The 17166-nt window shown below is 70.7% G+C and carries 18 protein-coding genes and 1 pseudogene; 11 read left to right on the top strand and 8 right to left on the bottom strand.

Features of this window, described 5'->3' with window-relative positions; all coding sequences use genetic code 11:
• Positions 1-5: 5 nt before the first annotated feature.
• From pstA to EV371_RS31385, 6 genes and pseudogenes are all read right to left on the bottom strand, one after another.
• Complete coding sequence (gene pstA, locus EV371_RS31410; RefSeq protein ID WP_130465248.1) at positions 6-1100, bottom strand: phosphate ABC transporter permease PstA; 1095 nt, start codon at positions 1098-1100, stop codon at positions 6-8.
• Positions 1097-2284 carry a phosphate ABC transporter permease subunit PstC gene (gene pstC, locus EV371_RS31405; RefSeq protein ID WP_130465247.1) on the bottom strand — a complete coding sequence of 396 codons (1188 nt, stop codon included), beginning with the start codon at positions 2282-2284 and terminating at the stop codon, positions 1097-1099. Before pstC ends, pstA begins: the two co-directional genes overlap by 4 nt.
• Before the next feature lie 49 nt (positions 2285-2333).
• Entirely contained in the window at positions 2334-3437 is a 1104-nt protein-coding gene (gene pstS, locus EV371_RS31400; protein ID WP_130466347.1) for a phosphate ABC transporter substrate-binding protein PstS, read from the bottom strand.
• A gap of 220 nt (positions 3438-3657) precedes the next feature.
• Positions 3658-4716, bottom strand: a complete 1059-nt coding sequence (mshD, locus tag EV371_RS31395) for a mycothiol synthase (protein WP_130465246.1) — start codon at positions 4714-4716, stop codon at positions 3658-3660.
• Between the two features lie 247 nt (positions 4717-4963).
• Positions 4964-5929 (bottom strand): annotated as a pseudogene (locus tag EV371_RS31390) (polysaccharide deacetylase family protein); the annotation flags it as partial.
• Between the two features lie 267 nt (positions 5930-6196).
• Positions 6197-6910, bottom strand: a complete 714-nt coding sequence (locus EV371_RS31385; RefSeq protein WP_130465245.1) for a winged helix-turn-helix domain-containing protein — start codon at positions 6908-6910, stop codon at positions 6197-6199.
• Positions 6911-7182: 272 nt separating this feature from the next.
• On the opposite strand from EV371_RS31385, the gene EV371_RS31380 reads away from it, so the two are divergent.
• The 8 genes from EV371_RS31380 to EV371_RS31350 all read left to right on the top strand — a co-directional run bounded on the left by EV371_RS31380 (position 7183) and on the right by EV371_RS31350 (position 13351).
• Entirely contained in the window at positions 7183-8304 is a 1122-nt protein-coding gene (locus tag EV371_RS31380; RefSeq protein WP_130465244.1) for a hypothetical protein, read from the top strand.
• A gap of 208 nt (positions 8305-8512) precedes the next feature.
• Positions 8513-9325 carry an LmeA family phospholipid-binding protein gene (locus tag EV371_RS31375; protein ID WP_130465243.1) on the top strand — a complete coding sequence of 271 codons (813 nt, stop codon included), beginning with the start codon at positions 8513-8515 and terminating at the stop codon, positions 9323-9325.
• Positions 9326-9404: 79 nt separating this feature from the next.
• Positions 9405-9482, top strand: a complete 78-nt coding sequence (locus tag EV371_RS34845) for an Ms5788A family Cys-rich leader peptide (protein WP_311202345.1) — start codon at positions 9405-9407, stop codon at positions 9480-9482.
• Between the two features lie 172 nt (positions 9483-9654).
• On the top strand, positions 9655-10503 hold the full coding sequence (locus EV371_RS31370; protein WP_130465242.1) for a rhodanese-like domain-containing protein: 849 nt from the start codon (positions 9655-9657) through the stop codon (positions 10501-10503).
• 5 nt (positions 10504-10508) lie between these two features.
• A complete protein-coding gene (locus tag EV371_RS31365) occupies positions 10509-10829 on the top strand; it encodes a DUF1416 domain-containing protein (protein WP_130465241.1) in 321 nt (106 codons plus the stop codon).
• A gap of 153 nt (positions 10830-10982) precedes the next feature.
• Positions 10983-11777: an ABC transporter ATP-binding protein gene (locus EV371_RS31360; RefSeq protein ID WP_486484869.1), complete on the top strand. Its 795-nt coding sequence runs from the start codon at positions 10983-10985 to the stop codon at positions 11775-11777.
• Positions 11774-12535 (top strand): ABC transporter permease, encoded by a 762-nt coding sequence (locus EV371_RS31355; protein ID WP_130465239.1) that lies wholly within the window; start codon positions 11774-11776, stop codon positions 12533-12535. Before EV371_RS31360 ends, EV371_RS31355 begins: the two co-directional genes overlap by 4 nt.
• A 45-nt stretch (positions 12536-12580) precedes the next feature.
• Positions 12581-13351, top strand: coding sequence for a MerR family transcriptional regulator (locus EV371_RS31350; protein WP_130465238.1), 771 nt, complete (start codon positions 12581-12583; stop codon positions 13349-13351).
• A gap of 59 nt (positions 13352-13410) precedes the next feature.
• Here the strand turns inward: EV371_RS31350 and EV371_RS31345 are convergent, their stop codons facing one another.
• Positions 13411-14601, bottom strand: coding sequence for a serine hydrolase (locus tag EV371_RS31345; protein WP_130465237.1), 1191 nt, complete (start codon positions 14599-14601; stop codon positions 13411-13413).
• 97 nt (positions 14602-14698) lie between these two features.
• On the opposite strand from EV371_RS31345, the gene EV371_RS31340 reads away from it, so the two are divergent.
• Together EV371_RS31340 and EV371_RS31335 are read left to right on the top strand one after the other, a co-directional pair.
• Positions 14699-15262 carry a winged helix-turn-helix transcriptional regulator gene (locus EV371_RS31340; protein WP_130465236.1) on the top strand — a complete coding sequence of 188 codons (564 nt, stop codon included), beginning with the start codon at positions 14699-14701 and terminating at the stop codon, positions 15260-15262.
• A gap of 86 nt (positions 15263-15348) precedes the next feature.
• The gene (locus EV371_RS31335) at positions 15349-15771 is read left to right on the top strand and encodes a hypothetical protein (RefSeq protein ID WP_130465235.1); all 423 of its coding nucleotides are present in this window, start codon (positions 15349-15351) and stop codon (positions 15769-15771) included.
• Positions 15772-16003: 232 nt separating this feature from the next.
• Here EV371_RS31335 and EV371_RS33640 read toward each other — a convergent pair whose 3' ends face one another.
• Positions 16004-16432 (bottom strand): peptidase inhibitor family I36 protein, encoded by a 429-nt coding sequence (locus EV371_RS33640; RefSeq protein ID WP_165436882.1) that lies wholly within the window; start codon positions 16430-16432, stop codon positions 16004-16006.
• 371 nt (positions 16433-16803) lie between these two features.
• Between EV371_RS33640 and EV371_RS31325 the strand changes: the two genes are divergently transcribed.
• Positions 16804-17115 carry a hypothetical protein gene (locus EV371_RS31325; RefSeq protein ID WP_130465233.1) on the top strand — a complete coding sequence of 104 codons (312 nt, stop codon included), beginning with the start codon at positions 16804-16806 and terminating at the stop codon, positions 17113-17115.
• Positions 17116-17166 lie beyond the last annotated feature (51 nt).

The following is a 17166-nucleotide window of genomic DNA, read 5'->3' as shown; positions in this document are numbered from 1 at the left end:
TCGGGTCAGCGGCCGAACCGGTTTCGGCGGGCCAACAACTTCGCCGCGATCGTCAGGATCAGCACGAGTGCGACGAGGGTGAGGGCGGCGGCCCAGGCGCGGGCCGGCGCGTACCGGGAGGCGTCCCCGGCCTGCTGGTAGACGAAGAGCGCCAGTGACGACTGGTTGTTCTCGAACGGGTTGAAGTTGATCGAGGCGCCGCCGCCGGCGACCAGCAGCACCGGCGCGGTCTCCCCGGCGGCCCGGGCGACCGCGAGCATGACGCCGGTGACGATCCCGGGCAGCGCGGTGGGGAGCACGATCCGCAGGATCGTCTTCCACTTCGGAATGCCGAGCGCGTACGCGCCCTCGCGCAGCGGCGCCGGCACCAGCCGGAGCATCTCCTCGGTGGACCGGACGACGGTGGGCAGCATCAGCACGCTCAACGCCAGCGAGGCGGCGAAGCCGGAGTAGCCCGGCCGCCCGTCGTTGAGGTACGGCGAGACGATCAGAATCCAGAAGGCCAGTACGAAGAGGCCGGCGACGATCGACGGGATGCCGGTCATCACGTCCACGAAGAACCGGATGGTGAGGGCGAACCGACCCCGGCCGTACTCGACGACGTAGACGGCGCAGGCGATGCCGAGCGGCACGGTGATCAGGGTGGCGATGCCGACCTGCTCCAGCGTGCCGACGATGGCGTGGTACGCCCCGCCGTCCGGGTCCCGGGCCCCGATGTTGTTCATCGAGGTGCCGAAGAAGTCGCCGTCCAGCCGTTCCGTCCCCTTGCTGAGCAGTGTCCAGCTGACCGAGGCGAGCGGCAGCAGGGCGAGTACGCAGGCGGAGTGGATCAGCGCACTCCAGGTCCGGTTGCGCGCCCGCCGCCGCCCCTCCACCGCGTTGCTGGCGAGGAAGAGGCCGACCAGGTAGAAGACCACCGCGAGGACGGCGGCCAGGGCGGCGCCGCCGCTGATCCCGGCGCCGTAGACCAGCGCGGCGGAGAGCGCCAGGGCGGCCACCGCGATGCCGAGGACCGCCACGACCGGCAGTTTCCGGGTACGCAGTCGCGGGCTCTGCCCCGGCGTGGCCGAGGGCGGGGCCGGGGTGAGGGTGGTGGTCATGCCGCGGCCTCCGTGAACTCCCGGCGCCGGTGGATGATGGCCCGCGCGGTGATGTTGACGATCAGCGTGATCGAGAAGAGCACCAGGCCGGAGGCGATCAGCGCACCCCGACCGACGTCGTTGGCCTCGCCGAACGCGTTGGCGATGTTGGCGGCGACGGTGTTGCCGCCGTTTTCGATGATGTTGAACGAGATGCTCGACACGATGCCGAGGGTCATCGCCAGGGCGATGGTCTCGCCGAGCGCCCGGCCCAGGCCGAGCATCGTGGCGCCGATGATGCCGGGGCGGCCGTACGGCAGCACCGCCATCCGGATCATCTCCCACTTGGTGGCGCCGAGCGCCAGCGCGGCCTCCTCGTTGGCGGTCGGGGTCTGTCGGAACACCTCACGGCAGAGCGAGGTGATGATCGGCAGCACCATGATGGCCAGTACCAGGGAGCCGAGCAGGATCGACCGGCCGAACGGCCCGTCCCCGCCGAAGATCGGAATCCAGCCGAAGTACATGTTCAGCCAGACCGAGAACTCCCGCACCGGGCCGTAGAAGTAGTCCCGGCCCCAGAGTCCGAAGACCACACTCGGCACCGCTGCCAGCAGGTCGACCAGGAAGCCGAGCGCGGTGCCGATCCGGCGGGGCGCGTAGTGCGACAGGTAGAGCGCGATGCCCAGCGCCACCGGTACGGCCAGCAGCAGCGCCAGCACCGAGGTGAGTACGGTGCCGAAGGCGAGCGCGCCGATGCCGAACCTCGGCTGCGCCTCGTTGGGGAACCAGCCCTCGAAGGTGAGGAAGCTGGCGGTGTTGGCGCGCAGCGCCGGTACCGCCTCGGCGATCAGGAAGACCGCGATCGCCACGATGATGACCAGCACCATCGTGCCGGCGGCCATGGTGAACCCCTGGAAGAGCCGCTCGGCGCCGAAGGCCCGCCGCCGGGGCAGCGCGCCACCGCCGCCCAGGGCCGGCCCGCCACCGTCCAGGTCCGGGTCGCCGCCGTCCAGGCCGGCACCGCCACCGCCGCCACCACCGCTGCCGCCACCGCCGCCGGGCTGGCCGGCTCCGGGCGGAGCGGGGTGCGCGGGTGTCACTGGTACGTCGACCGACAGCGCGGCACCGGCGGACCCGGCGTGACCGATGGTCACCCGACGTCCGCCGGTGCCGGCGTTGGCCGAGCGGTCTGGGGTGTCGCCCATCTGCTCGCTCGCTCCGTTGACGAAGTAGTGAGGATGATCTGGTGGCGGATCAGGCGAGAGCCCGGACGGCCGCCTCGACCTTGCCGCGGACCGACTCCGGCAGCGGGGCGTAGCCCAGCTCGGTCAGCTCGGCCTGCCCCTCGGTGCTGGCGGCGTGGCCCAGGAAGCCCTTGACCAGCGCCAGCTTGTCGGCGGCGAGGCCCTTGGAGCAGACGATCTCGTAGGTCACCAGGACGATCGGGTACGCGCCGGGCTCCCTGGTGTTGAAGTCGATCGACATCTTCAGGTCGTCGCCCTCGCCGGTGACCTGCGCACCGGCGATGGTCTTACCGGCCGACTCCGGGGTCAGTTCGGCGAACTCGCCGGCGCCATTGCCGATCTTGGCCATCTTCAGGCCGCCGTTCTCGGCGTACGACATCTCGACGTAGCTGATGCTGCCCTCGGCCTGCTTGACCGCGCTGGCCACCCCGTCGGACTTGGCCGCACCGGTGCCGCCCGGCGCCTTCCAGGCCTTGCCCTTGCCGAAGGTCCAGTCGGCCCCGGCGGTCCTGGTCAGGAAGTCGGTGAAGTTGTCGGTGGTGCCCGACTCGTCCGAGCGGTGCACGGTCTGGATCGTCGCCGACGGCAGGGTCGCGCTCGGGTTGTCGGCCTTGATCGCGGCGTCGTCCCACTTGGTGATCTTGCCGGCGAAGATCTTCGCGAGGGTGGCCGGCGTGAGCTGGAGGTCGTCCAGGCCGCTGACGTTGTAGACCACCGCGACCGGACCGATCACCATCGGCAGGTGGATCGCCGCGCCGCCGGGGCACTTGGCGTCGGCCTTCGGCTGCTCGTCGTCCTTCAGCGGCGAGTCCGAGCCGGCGAAGTCCGCCGTACCGGCGATGAAGGCCTGGATGCCCGCGCCGGAACCGCTCGGCTCGTAGTTGATGGTCGAGCCGGTGCACTTCTGCTGGTACGCCTTGCGCCACTCGTCGACCGCGTTCTTCTGCGCCGACGAACCCTGGGCGTTGATCGTGCCCGTGGCGCAGTCGGTCGCCGGGGTGGAGCCGGCGGCCGATGCCTCGGTGGGCTCGTTGTTGTCCGAGCCGCAGGCGCTGACTGCCAGTGCCGTGGCCAGAGCGAGGCAGGCAATGGTGCCGTGCCGCTGGAGCTTCACCTGAAAGGTTCCCTTCACCTTGTACGAAGCAAGCCCGGGACGCGTCCCCGGGAGCCGACTGGTGATCGGCTAGTAGGGAAGTTAGGAGCGCCAGGTAGCCGGCTCGCCGGTCGTGGGTGAACTCAGGGTGAACAGGGGGAACCGGCTGGGTGGCCGGATCCTGAGGGCGAGATGTCCGTTTCGTGAACCGTGTGCCGGTGCGCGCGGTGGGACCGGGCCGTCAGTGCGCCTCGGACCCGTCCCCGGTCATCCTGTCCGCCGGTGACCACCGGTACCGCACGTGCCGTACCCAGTTCGCGAAGCCGAGCCGGGTGTAGAGCGCCATCGCACCGGTGTTGGACTCGTCGACGTAGAGCATCACCCGGGTCAGTCCCCGGTCGCGCAGGTGGTGCAGGCCGGCGAGGGTGAGCGCCCGGCCGAGCCCGAGCCCGTGGCTGTCCGGGTCGACACCGACCACGTACACCTCGCCGATCGGCGCGGACCCCGCAGCCGGGCCGGTCGGCGCGGACCCCGCAGCCGGGCCGGACCGCTCGGGGGCGCCGTGTCCGTCGGCCCGGTTGCCGTGCCCCGCGATCCGGCCGTGCACCTTGGTCCAGTGGAAGCCGAGCAGCCGTCCCGACGACTCCTCGACGGCGAGCAGGAACCCGGCCGGGTCGAACCACGGCTCGGCGAGGCGCAGCCGCAGGTCGGTCCGGTCCCAGCGACCCTGCTCCGGGTGGCTGGCGAAGGCCCGCCCGTTGACCGCCAGCCACGCCTCGTCGTCGTCGCCCGGTCGGAACGCGCGTAGCGAGACCCCGGCGGGCAGCTCGGGCTCGGGCAGCGGGTCCCGTAGCGAGCGGCGCAGTTGCCACAGCACCCGGGCCCGGTGCAGCCCCAGGTCGAGGGCGAGCGCGGCGGCCGACGGATGGTCGCTGTGCGCCCACAGCAGCAGCGCGCCGGTTCCGGGTACCCGTTGCAGCGCCGCCGTGACCAGCGCCCGGCCGATGCCCTGCCGGCGCCACATCGGGTGTACGACGAGTTCGGCGGAGACCTCGGCGGCCCCGTCCAGCGGCTCCAGGTACGCGTAGCCGACCACCGCCCCGGCCGGCCCCCGGACGATCAGGTGGCTGACGGTGCTCTCCCCGCCCTGCCGGAGTCGTAGCGTCACGTGCTCGGAGAGCGGGTCGGCGCCGTCGGCGGCGCCCGCCAGACCGGCCAGGGCGAGCACCGCCTCGACATCGTCCGGGGCGAGCCCGTCGAGGCTGGTCACCCGGGGGTCCGCCGGCTGCTCGACGATCATCTTCCCACCGTAGACCCCGCTCCGCCGGTCCCCGCCAGCCGGACGCTCAGGACCGCACGGGCGGTCCGGCCGGCTGTCCGGCTGGTGGTCTGGCTGGCGGTCCGGCTGGCTGTCCGGCTGGTGGTCCGGCTGGTGGTCCGGCTGGCTGTCCGGCTGGTGGTCCGGCCGGCTGTCCGGCCGGCTGGCCGGGCGAGGCCGGTGCCGGTGTACCGGCCGACGGTGACCCGCCCGGGGCGGTTCCGGCCGGCACCGGGCCGGGCGGCAGTGCGGCGAGGGCGTACGCCCGGGCGAGGTCGGGCAGCAGCCAGCGAAGTGCGACCACGGTGCCCTGCCGGTTGCCCCCGGCGTCGTGCAGCAGCACGATCGCCCCCGGTCCGATCCCGGCGTTCACCCGCGAGACGATGGCGCCGACGCCGGGGCGGGTCCAGTCCTGCGGGTCCACCGCCCAGTGCAGCGAGGTCATGCCCAACTGCTGGGCCACCGAGACCACCCGGGAGGTCCAGGCACCGCCGGGCTGCCGGAAGTACCCGATCCGCGCGTCGGGCGCGGCGGCCCGGATCGCCTCGTTGGTGCGTTCCAGGTCGAACCGGATGCTGGCACTGGGCTGGCTGCCCAGCCGGGTGTCGTGCCGCCAGGAGTGGTTGCACAGGGTGTGCCCCTCGGCCACGATCGCCCGGACCAGTTCGGGGTGCTCCCGGGCGTTCTCACCGACCAGGCAGAAGGTGGCCTTGACGTGGTACTCGCGCAGTGCGGCAAGGGTCTGCGGGGTGTACCGGGGATCGGGGCCGTCGTCGAAGGTCAGCGCCACGTAGCGGGCGCCGGTGCTGATCCGGGCGCCGTACGGCCCGTCCTGCTCGGGCGGGAGCCGCGGCGGCTCGTCCCCCCGGTGCCGGTCCGGGTCGGCGGGCTGCCCGGTGCCGCCCGGTGCCGTAGTGGCCGTCGGAGCCGGAAGCGCCGGTCCCCCCGGGGGCGGCCCGCTGCGCTGCCCCGGGTCGACCCGCCCCTCGACAGGTCCGCCGGCCGGGTCACCCGACCGCTGGTCCGGTTCGCCGTCCGGTTGGGGATCGGTCTGGTGCCGGGCCCGGTTCTCGGGCGCGGCCAGTGGCCCGCCGGGTCGGCCGAGGGTGTGGCCGAGCGCGTACGCACCGCCGAGTACCGCGACGGTGACCAGCGTGGCGACCGCGAGCATGTGGGTTCGGGACATGGCCGGCATCAGCGGACCGCCCCGCAAGGTGCTGCCCGTTCCGCGCCGACAACCACCGTCGAAACCGCTGTTGCCACCTCAGCCTCCTCCGGACCCTTCCGGTCAAGGCTACGTAGATATCGCCCGAATCATTATGTTTTCTCGTATTCGTTCCACGCCATCACCCGGACCGGCATGCCAACGGGCCACCGGTACACCAGCAGGCGCCGTACACCAGAAGGCCACCCGGCGGAACGGGTGGCCTTCGTGGTCGATCGAGGTCGGGGTGCTCTCCCGTCAGGCGGGCAGCGGCACGCTCTCCGACTCCGGCAGCTGCCGGGACGGCGGGGTGACGAACTTGTAGCCCACCTGCCGGACCGTGCCGATCATCGACTCGTACTCCGAGCCGAGCTTGGCCCGCAGTCGCCGTACGTGCACGTCGACGGTGCGGGTACCGCCGAAGTAGTCGTAGCCCCAGACCTCGCGGAGCAACTGGTCGCGGGTGAAGACCCGGCCGGGGTGCTGGGCGAGGAACTTGAGCAGCTCGAACTCCTTGTAGGTCAGGTCGAGTGGCCGGCCCTTGAGCTTGGCGGCGTACGTGTCGGGGTCGATGGACAGATCGCCGGCCCGGATCAGCCCGCCGGCCGCCGCGGTCGCGTTGCTGAGCCGGCCGACCGCCAGGCGCAGCCGGGCCTCCACCTCGGCCGGACCGGCGCTGGCCAGGATCACGTCGTCGACGCCCCAGTCCGCGTTCAGGGCGATGAGACCGGCCTCAGTCACCACCGCGACCAGCGGCACACCGAGCCCGGTGGCGTGCAGCATCCGGCAGGTCGCCCGGGCCTCGCTCAGTTCCGAGCGGGCGTCGACGAGTACGGCGTCCGGGCTGGGCCCGGAGACGAGGGTGCGGACGTCGCGCGGGGCGGTGCGCACCGAGTGGGGGAGCAGGTCGAGGGCGGGCAGCACAACGGACGGTTCGCCTGCGCGCGCGGTCACCAACAGCAGGATCTCCACACATCACCTCCGTCCCGGCGGGCATGCAGCGCCGCGCGGTGGCCAGCGGCGCTGGGGCCGGGGACTCCGGGGGACCGCTGGGAGATTGGGTGTCGTCCCGGCGTCACTGACGGGCAGGTAGGGACCAACCTTATCGGAACTTCCGCCGGACGCTCTCACATGTTCGGTTCATGGGCTGTGTGATCGGTCATTACCGGCATGTTTCCGGACCGGGTTCGATTCGGGGGCGCCGGGCCCGGCGCGTCGGGCGGTCGGTCTGGCACGATCGGGGCGTGTACCCCTCGACGCCACCGGAGACCGGCCGCGACTCCTGGCCGGAGAACCGCACCGGTCCGGCCGGCCCGCACCGCGCCCCCGACCCGCGCGGTCGCCCCGCCGGCCCTGACCCCCGCAGCCCTCTCGACGGCCCGCGCGGGCCGGAGGCCTCCCGGCACGGTGCCGGGGCCAGATCCGGCGACGGCCACCGGAGCGTCGACGGCCACCGCTCCGGCGACGGTGCCCGGGGCATCGACGGCCCGCGCCCGGACGGCGAGGTGGACGGGGATCTCGACGGCGAGGAGGAGTTGCCGCCGGTACCGGTCCGCCGGCTGCTCTCGGTGGCGATCGCCGGCTTCGCCGCGCTGCTCGGGGTCGGCCTGATCTTCGGGGCACAGACCGCCGGGCCCGGTGCCCGGCTGCCGTTCGCCGTGGTCGTCTTCGGGGTGCAGTTGCTCTTCGTCCTCGCCTGGACCATGGCGATGCGCCCGCCGGCCCTGCCGCTGGTCGGCGGGGTGGCGGTGGCGGTGGCGGTCGCCGCCGACGCCGCCGCCGTACTGCCGCAGATCGCCGCGCTCGCCCCGCTCGGGTACGTGGCGGCGGGCGGGTTCCTGCTCGGGGTGCTCGGCCAGCTCGTCCGGCGGGCCGACCGGGCCCGGGTTACCGAGTCGCTCGGCGCCACCCTGTTCATCGTGGTCGGCGTGGTGGCCTTCGGCACGCTGATCGTGCTCAGCCGGATCCCGAAGGGTACCCAGGCGATCTTCGTCTGCCTGACCGCGGCGGCGGTGGCACTGGCCGTCGCCCGGGCGACCGACGCGGTGCTGCCCTGGCCGAGGCTGGCCCCGCAGGTGCCGCGCGGCGCCGCCGGTGTGGTGATCGGGGCGATGCTCGGCACCCTCGCCGCCGGCATCCTCGGCAGCTATCTGGTGGCCTTCACGCCGACCAGCGGTGCCCTGGTCGGGCTGGTCGCGGCCGCCGCGGCGGCCCTGGCCGACCTCGCGGTGGGCTACGCCGAGGCGGGCCGGCTGATGGCCGGGGAGCCGCCGACGATGTGGGTCGCCCGGCACATGCAGGGACCGCTCGGCGGCTTCGCGCTGGCCGCACCGGCCGCGTACGCGATGAGCGTCTTCTTCCTCTGAGCACGGGCGGTTCCGCTGGGCGGTGGCGGGTGCCCGGGCTTCCCGCCGGCTGCCGGCGGCGTACCCCGGTGGTGGGAACCGGCGACGTACCCCGGTGGTTGGAACCGGCGGCGTACCTCGGTGGTTGGAGATGTGCCCGTTCGGGTAGATAGTGGTCCGACGACGACGGCGGTGGCCGGGTGCGACGGCACCGGATCGGGGAGGCGGCGTGGCGGAGAGCTATCCGGCAGACGGCAGGGTGTACGCCGGACGGCCCCGCCGGCGCAGGGGGCGCCGGGCGCTCATCATCCTGGTCATCGTGCTCCTGGTGCTGGCCGGACTGCTGGTGGTGGCCGACCGGGTCGCCGCCGGAGTCGCCGAGCGGGTCGTCGCGGAGCAGATCGACCAGGAGATCTCCCGGCAGAACGTGCAGTCCGCCGCCCCCGAGGTGACGGTCGGCGGCTTCCCGTTCCTCACCCAGGTGCTCGACGGCCGCTACGACTCGATCAGGGTGCTGCTCCGCGACGTACAGGGGCCGGTGCAGGGCACCGACGCGGCGGTGAAGGTGCCGGAGCTGACGGTCGACGCGCGGGACGTCACGGCGTCGTTGGACACGCTCCGCTCCGGCCAGGGCGAGGTCACCGCGAAGACGGTTCGGGGCACCGGCACCGTCAGCTACGACAGCGTGGTGGCGCTGATCGACCGGCCGGGGGTACAGCTGCGGGAGCAGGACGGCAAGCTCGGGGTGACCGCGCCGGTCCGGGTGCCGATCCTGGAGCAGGAGCTGACCGTGCAGGGCACCGCGAACGTGACCGTCGACGGCGACGACATCGTGATCACCTTCGACCGGCTCACCTCTGCCGACCTGCCGGACAATCCGGTGGTCCAGACCTTCGTCAACAACTTCGCCCGGCAGCTCTCGGTCCGGGTGCCGCTGCCGCCGCTGCCGTTCGCGCTGCGCCTGCACGAGGTACGGCCCCTGCCGGATGGACTGGCCGTCACCGCCAGTGCTCAGGATGTGGCGTTGAGCGAGGTTCGCTGATCCAGACTCCGGGTCGCATGATCCCGGATGGTGGTTGGTCCTGGGTAACGGGTCGGTTGCGCTGGTAGGCTCCCGATTCATGGGGACGCTCCTCACCAAACGGCGCGCGGTCGACCTGTGCCGCGTGGCCACCTGCCTGTGTCGCCCCGTCATCTGACGGCGGGGCTGTCCTGCGTTCCCTTCTGGTCCCACCTCACGCCCGGCAGCGGCGCCGTCGCACGTACCCGTGATCCGTCCTACCAATGGGTCCCGCGCGTGACATGCGACAACAACACCGGTCGATCTCCACGCGCAGGCTCACACACGTATCCTCACCAAGGAGTGATCTGATGAGTCGCGACACCGCACTCGTCTCGGCCGACTGGGCCGAGAAGAACCTCGACGCCCCCGGCGTGGTCTTCGTCGAGGTCGACGAGGACACCACCGCCTACGACGGTGGGCACATCGCCGGTGCGATCAAGCTCGACTGGAAGACCGACCTCCAGGACCCGGTACGCCGGGACTTCGTGAACAAGGCCCAGTTCGAGGCGCTGCTCTCCGAGCGCGGCATCTCCAACGACGACACCGTCGTGCTCTACGGCGGCAACAACAACTGGTTCGCCGCCTACGCGTACTGGTACTTCAAGCTCTACGGGCACCGCGACGTCAAGCTGCTCGACGGCGGTCGCAAGAAGTGGGAGCTGGACGCCCGCCCGCTCGTCACCGACCCGGTCTCCCGCCCCGCCACGCAATACATTGCGCAGGAGCCGGACCTGTCGATCCGGGCCTTCCGCGACGAGACGGTCGCCGCGATCGGCACCAAGAACCTGGTCGACGTCCGCTCCCCCGACGAGTACGCCGGCCGGCTGCTCGCCCCGGCCCACCTGCCGCAGGAGCAGGCGCAGCGGGGTGGGCACATCCCGACCGCGCTCAGCGTGCCGTGGTCGAAGGCGGCCAACGAGGACGGCACCTTCAAGTCCGACGACGAGCTGCGCAAGATCTACGGCGAGGCGGGGCTGGACGGCAGCCGGGACACCATCGCCTACTGCCGGATCGGCGAGCGCTCCTCGCACACCTGGTTCGTCCTCAAGGAGCTGCTCGGGCACCAGAACGTGAAGAACTACGACGGCTCCTGGACCGAGTACGGCTCGCTGGTCGGGGTGCCGGTCGCGCTCGGCGACGAGCCGGGGCAGGTGTGACGACCATGACCGCACCGATCGCCGCCGGCTGCGCGGCGCCCGACCAGGCGGCTCCGCTGCCGGCGGGCCTCGACCTGGAGAAGGAAACCGTGATCACCGGGATCGTCAGCGCCGCCAGCGGCGAGGTCGTCCCCGGGGCGTACGTCCGGCTGCTCGACGCCACCGGTGAGTTCACCGCCGAGGTGGTCACCTCGCCGGCCGGGCAGTTCCGGTTCTTCGCCGCACCGGGCACCTGGACGCTGCGGGCACTCTCCCGGCACGGCAACGGCGACCTCTCGGTCACCGCCGGCCGGGGCGTCAACGAGGTAGCGGTCACGGTCGCCTGATTCCCGTACCCAACGTGTGAGGGTCCCGCCGATCTGCCCGATCGGCGGGACCCGCTGTCTTCAGGTGTGTGAGCCAGCGAACAGACAGCGGGCGGATCTGACCGCCCCGCGAGCTTGACCCTGACGCTACGTCAACCCTCCATGCTGGCTGCCATGAGCATCCCGCGAACAACCGACCGGGCCGACGGACCCGCGATCCAGGTGCAGGGCCTGGAGAAGTCTTACAAGGAGCTGCGCGTACTGCGCGGCGTCGATCTCGAGGTGGCCCGGGGCAGCATCTTCGCCCTGCTCGGCTCGAACGGGGCGGGCAAGACCACGCTGGTGAGGATCCTGGCCACGCTGCTGCGGGCCGACTCCGGGACCGCCCGGGTCAACGGTTTCGATGTCGCGGCGCAGCCCGCCGAGGTACGCGGTTCCTTCAGCCTCACCGGGCAGTTCGCGGCGGTCGACGGAATCCTCACCGGGCGGGAGAACCTCGTCCTGGTCGCCAGGCTGCGGCACCTCGACAACCCGGGCGCGATCGCGGACGACCTGCTGCGACGCTTCTCGCTGACCGAGGCGGGCGGCCGGCGGGTGGCGACGTACTCCGGGGGCATGCGCCGCCGCCTAGACATCGCGATGAGCCTCATCGGGAATCCGCCGGTCGTCTTCCTCGACGAGCCGACGACCGGGCTGGATCCGGAGGCGCGAATCGAGGTGTGGCAGGCCGTCAAGAAGCTCGCCGAGGGCGGTACGACGGTGCTGCTCACCACGCAGTACCTGGACGAGGCCGAGCAGTTGGCCGACCGGATCGCGATCCTGCACCACGGCCGGATCATCGTCGACGGCACCCTGGCCGAACTCAAGCAACTGCTGCCGCCCGCGAAGGTCGAGTACGTCGAGAAGCAACCCACCCTCGAAGAGGTCTTCCTCGCGGTCGTCGGCGACACCGTAGGGGGACAGCCATGACCACGCACTTCCTCGCCGACACCGCCGTCCTGACCGGACGGACGATGCGGCACGTCACACGCAGCATGGACACCATCATCACGACCGCGATCACACCGATCGCCATGATGCTGCTCTTCGTCTACGTCTTCGGCGGCGCGATCGACACCGGGTCGGTCTCGTACGTGAACTACATGCTTCCCGGCATCCTGCTCATCACCATCGCCTCGGGCATCTCCTACACGGCGTACCGGCTCTTCACCGACATGCAGGGCGGGATCTTCGAACGGTTCCAGTCCATGCCGATCGCCCGTTCGGGCGTGCTGTGGGCGCACGTGCTGACCTCGCTGCTCGCCAACATGATCTCGCTGGTCCTCGTCGTCGGTGTCGCCCTGCTGATGGGCTTCCGCTCGGGCGCCGACGTGCTGGCCTGGCTCGCGGTCGCGGGCATCCTCGTCCTGCTGACCCTGGCCCTGACCTGGATCGCCGTGATCCCCGGTCTCATCGCGAAGTCGATAGACGGCGCGACCGCGTTCTCCTATCCGCTCATATTCCTGCCCATCATCAGCTCGGCCTTCGTGCCCACCGACACCATGCCCGGCCCGGTGCGCGCCTTCGCCGAGCACCAGCCGGTGACCTCCATCGTCAACGCGATTCGCGGCCTCTTCACCGAGCAGCCGGTCGGCACCGACGTCTGGACCGCCCTCGCCTGGTGCGTCGGCATCCTCGTCGTGGCCTACGTCCTCGCGAACATCACCTACCGGCGCAGGATCTCCTGAGCCGGCGCCGACCGGCGTTGGGCGAGTTGAGGGCAGGATGAGAGCATGCTGACGATCAGCCAACTGGCGGCGTACGCCGGCGTGACGGTGCGGGCGGTGCGGCACTACCACCAGATCGGGCTGCTGCCCGAGCCGGCACGGGACGCCTCGGGTTACCGACGGTACGGCGCCATGGCTGTGGTCGCCCTCATCAAGATCCGTACCCTCGCCAACGCCGGCGTGCCGCTGTCCGAGATCGGTCAGATGCTCGAAGCCGACGCGTCGACCTTCGCCGAAGCCGTGCAGAGGATCGACCACCAGCTACGCGACGAGATCGAACGGCTGGAGAACAGCCGCAAGCAGGTGGCGCAACTCGTCGCCGGGGACAGTCTGGTGCTTCCACCCGAGGTGATCGACTATCTTGATCGGCTTCGGGAGCTCGGGGTGTCGGAGCGGCTCGTGCAGGGTGAGCGGGACGGGTGGATCCTGGTCGGGGCTCACTCGCCCGATCGGATCCGCGGGTACATCTCTGGGAAACTCGCACAGCTCGACGACCCGCGGTACCTCCGGCTCTACCGGGTGCTGTCCGAGGTCATCGACAGCGACGCGGAGGACGACGATCCACGGCTGGCGGAGGCCGCCGACATCATGGCCGCCAGCCTGGCCGAGTACGTGGCCAACTCCGGCGAGGCGACGCAGGACGACCTGTCGTCGCAGCTGTTGGACGCACTCGCCCTGGAGACCGACCCGCGGGCGCAGCGGATGCTGGACCTGATGCGCGAGCGTGGTTGGGCCAGTTGGACCCGGCTGGAGCGGTTGGCGAAACCGCCCGACTGATGACTGATGCCGGTTCCGCCCGTCGACGGCGCCGCGCCCGTCGTTGTCGCCCCGCCCGATCAGTCGTCGATCGCCTGGTAGACGGTGGTCCAGATGTCGTTCCACATCGGCAGCGTCTGGTTTCCCATGTGCGCCCGCTGCATCAGGACGATCGCCGTGAGCTGCTCGGCGGGATCGTTGTACCAGGCGGTGCCGTAGAAGCCGGGCCATCCGTAGCTGCCGACCGAGGGGCCGAGCCGGGTGCGGCGGGTGTGCACCGACATGCCGAAACCCCAGCCCATGTGGTCGAAGTACCCGGGCCAGAACCCGGAGACGGCCCGCTGTGCCGGGGTCAGGTGGTCGCTGGTCATCAAGGTCACCGACGGCCGCGACAGGACCCGCTCGCCGTGGTGGGTGCCGCCGGCGAGCAGAGTCGAGGCGAAGGCGAGGTAGTCGTCGGCGGTTGAGACGAGACCGCCACCACCTGATTCGAACACCCGTGGCCGGCTCCACCGCCCGTCCGGGCCGTCGTCGACCGCCGGCCTGCCGGAGGCGGCATCGTCACGCTCGTACGCCGTGGCCAGCCGGCCGATGCTCGCGTCGCTCACCGTGAAGGCGGTGTCCTTCATCCCGAGTGGATCGCAGATGCGCTCGCGCAGGGCGTCCCCGAACGACCTGCCCGTGGCCCGGGCGATGAGCACGGACGTCACGTTGGCGGCGACGTCGTACATCCAGCGCTCACCCGGCTGGTGGACGAGCGGGAGCGCGCCGAGCCGGCGGATCCATTCGTCGGGCGGCTGCGCACCGAGGGTGTCCAGCGCGTCGGCGATCGGGACGGTTCCCGGCTCGGCGGGAACCACGCCGGTACCGAGGGTGTAGGTCAGCAGATCCCGCACCATGATCGGACGTTCCGCCGGAACGGCGGCGTCCAGTGGCCCGTCGGGATCGGCGAGCACGGTCATGTTCGCCAGCTCCGGGAGGAGATCGTCGACCGGGTCATCCAGGCGCAGGGTGCAGTCCTCGACGAGCGTCATCGCACACGCGGCGACGATCGGCTTGGTCATCGAGCCCAGGCGGCAGATCGTGTCGGTTGCCATCGGCGTCTGGGACCCGGCACCCTCGAACGCGAGAGTGCCGGTCGCTTCGATGTGCACCTCGCCGTGGCGGGCGAGGACGACCAGTACACCTGGGACGAAGCCCGACTCGACGTGCCGCTCGAGCAACTCGCGTAGCCGGACCAGCCGTGTCGTTGAGAAGCCACCAGCGGCCATCTTTCTCCTCCCGGGCCGGCACCCGGCGGCCTGGTGATGCGAATCTGCAACTACTCACGGCCGACACTAGGGTAAGCAATGGTAGATTGCAATCACTATGCAGGAGCCGCGGACGAACACCGGGACACGGTCCGGATGTCCCATCAACCAGGCGCTGGAGATACTCGGCGACCCTTGGGCGATGCTCGTGCTGCGCGACATCATGTTCGGCAACCGCCGCCACTTCCGTGAACTCCTCGCCGGCAGCGAGGAGGGCATCGCCACCAACATCCTGAGCAGCCGTCTGCGACGGCTCACCGAGGCCGGGCTGCTCACCCGGCAGAGCGCCCGGCGCGGCCAGCGGGTCGCCTACTCACTCACCGAAGCGGGCATCCAGGTGCTGCCGATCATGGTGGCGCTCGGGTCCTGGGGCCTGACCCACCGCGACGGCGAACGACGCCTGCGCGTCCGTGCGGAGGTGCTCCGCGACGGTGGCCCCGAACTTCTCGACCAGTTCATGGAGGAGCTACGCCACCTCCATCTCGGCATCCCGGGGCCGGGTCCGCAGGCTCCCCGGGCCAGCGACAAGCTTCGTGCGGCGTACGAGGCCGCGATGGGCGACACGGTTGATTCCGGTGCAACCGTTGATCCCGGTGCTACCGCGATCCAGAGCCGCGTCTGAGGTCGGCTCCGCCGGCCCGGAACCTATGATCGTCATTCGTCGGTCTTTCAAGGATTCCGCGATGGAGCGCTCGATGGGGAGGGCACGTGAGAGCGTGGGGCGAGGTGTGGCGGTACTGGCCGTGGTCGACGGCATGGCTGTCGGGGGGCAGCGTCGCGGGCATCCTTCTGGTCCTCTGGCTCACCGACGCCAACCGGACCGCCGGTGGCCTGATCGCGGCGCTGATGAACGGCGTCACCCTCTTCTTCCTTGTCGGCGGTGTCTTCGCAGCTCTTGCCGCGGCGGGCCAGGGCTCGTACCTGGCGCGGCACCCGTGGCGGTTCGCGCTGGTGCCCGCCGGGGTGGCCCTGCTGATCCTCGCGGCGATGCGGCTGTCGGCTCTGGCCCTGAACCTCTCCGGGCCGTGGCGGACCGTTCCGGACAGCCTGCTCGACGTCACCGCCCGCGCCGTGGTCGTCCAACTGATCATCGGAATCGTCGCCGTCCGGCTCGGCCGGAAGGATCGGTGACGAGAGTGCTGTCCGGAGCACCCCGGCACGGGTAGCTGGCAGCCCGTGCGGGTTCCGTCCCGTTCTGGGCAACTCGCCGCACCTGCCCTGGCCGATGAGATGGTCCTCGACCGCGCCGGCCGTGTTGACTACATCCGATCAGGCCGTCTGGGCTGCTGGTGGTGACACGGGGGCTGCGGAGTGCGCGCCCCAGCAGAGGCCGTTCCTCTGGCTGGGGCTCGCATCGCCCGGGCTACGGGCAGCCGATGAAGCCGATCGACGAAGCCTCGTCGTTCCAACCGGTGGTGGTGAAGTTCCCGTAGGTGCCCGGGGGCATGCTGTTGTCGGGGTTGCCGCCGTTTATGCCCCAGGAGACGCAGTAGGTCCTGTTTGTATTGTTGTGCCAGGAGCTGGCCTCATCGTTGAAGTCACCGAGGGTTTTGCATTTCCAACCTGGTTCACACGGAAGTTGTGTGAAGTTGCTGTGGTAAGCACCAGCCGCCCACATGTACCCGCCTGTTTTCTGATCGACGTCCACAAACAGGCACACGTACCCAGCCGGGCAAATCGGGGCCGCCGCGTCCAGGACCAGTGGCGATGCGGTGGGCGTGGTCCTGTCGTCGCCCGCGCTGGCGTGACTGGTGCCGGTCGTCGACAGCATCGACGCCAGAACAGCAGCCACCAACATCAAGGCTCTTACTTTCCTCATGCTTGTGCCTCTCCCGTATTTGTCAGGTCCACCAACTCGTGGCCTAGACCTGTCGGATGTGCTCGGTTCGGACACTCTCGTCAGCGCTGTTGGCGCGGTTGAGTCGGCCAGAATCCGGCCTCCCTTCGTGTTGGCCCGCGATAACGCGAGCGAATCAAGCCAGTCGTCAGCCCGCGGTAACGGCCACGATTTGGGCCCGGTGGCGGACGGAACGTTACGCTCGGCTGGTTTCATATCGACTTCAAGCGGCAGACACAGTCCCCACCCCGCCGCGCTCGGGCATCGGTAGGTCCAGTCAACGGACGCTCGCCCGACCCCAGGGGACGCACGGCCGCGGTCCCGCCGTGCACGAGATCCGCGAATTCGTCCGCGACGCACGGGCTCAGTTCGAGGCGTTCATCTCCGCCGTCGAATGGCTCGTCGACTATCCCCTGCGGCATGTCGAATCCTCGAAGTGGGACAGTTTCACCGGCACTACAACGATCGACTACCGCGAGCTGATGGGCGCCCACAACGTCGTCGCGGTCAAAACCGAGGCGACGCAGGGCCACATGGAGGCCGGCAGCACGCGAGTCGTGCTCGGTGGCTCACGCAGCGACGATTTCGTCCTTCAACTTGGCGAGATCGAGCGCACTCAACTCGGATGCGGAAGCTGAGCGGCCTGCGTACCGGGTGCGTCCTCACGTACGGTGAACCCCCGCACCGGT

Source organism: Plantactinospora sp. CNZ321 (assembly GCF_004217235.1).
This window is presented reverse-complemented; position numbering and strand designations above follow the sequence as displayed.